The organism is Kitasatospora nipponensis, assembly GCF_039528135.1.
In the GTDB taxonomy this organism is placed as follows: domain Bacteria; phylum Actinomycetota; class Actinomycetes; order Streptomycetales; family Streptomycetaceae; genus Kitasatospora; species Kitasatospora nipponensis.
Window position 1 is genome coordinate 1 of the sequence record NZ_BAAALF010000933.1, and the last position, 585, is coordinate 585.

The following is a 585-nucleotide window of genomic DNA, read 5'->3' on the forward strand; positions in this document are numbered from 1 at the left end:
GAACCGCCCTGGTCGCTGTTGTAGTAGAGGCAGAACTCCCCGGAGTCGCAGACGCCGTCGCGGGAGGCGGCGAAGGCGGGGGTGCTGGCGACCAGCGGGACGGCCATGGCCAGTGCGGTGCCGGCGATGGCGAGCGTGGTGCGTATGTTCTTCAAGGCTTGTCTCTATTCGTAACGTGTTATTGACGGGTTGTCAGGTCGTGCGAGGTGGAGCCGAGCGCGGTCAGTGGGTGCGCTGGTACTCCTCCCAGGTCTGGATGGGGATGCGCGGGCCGTCGTCGGCGCCGTGGTTGGCCAGGCCGTTGAAGCCGAGGTAGTAGTCACCGGTCTGGTTCTGGGCCTGGGTGGCCAGGTCGGTGTCGCTGATCGCTGCGGCGTGGATGTGCCACGGCCAGTTGCCCTGGGTGGGGCTGCGGACCCAGGCGGCGAATCCGACCTGGCGCAGTGCCTTGGCGACGGCGGTGCGGGTGGTGCTGGACATGCCGTCGACGTTGATGTCCACGACGCCACCGCCGTCGTGGGTGCCGGCCGAGGTGGGGTGGCCGCCCGGGTTGTACGAGCCCTGGGCCAGGGTCAGGTGGATGCC

1 pseudogene is annotated in these 585 nt (G+C 68.9%); it reads right to left on the bottom strand.

The window, feature by feature from the left end:
• Positions 1-222 precede the first annotated feature (222 nt).
• Positions 223-585: pseudogene (locus ABD323_RS44140) on the bottom strand (peptidoglycan-binding protein); the annotation flags it as partial.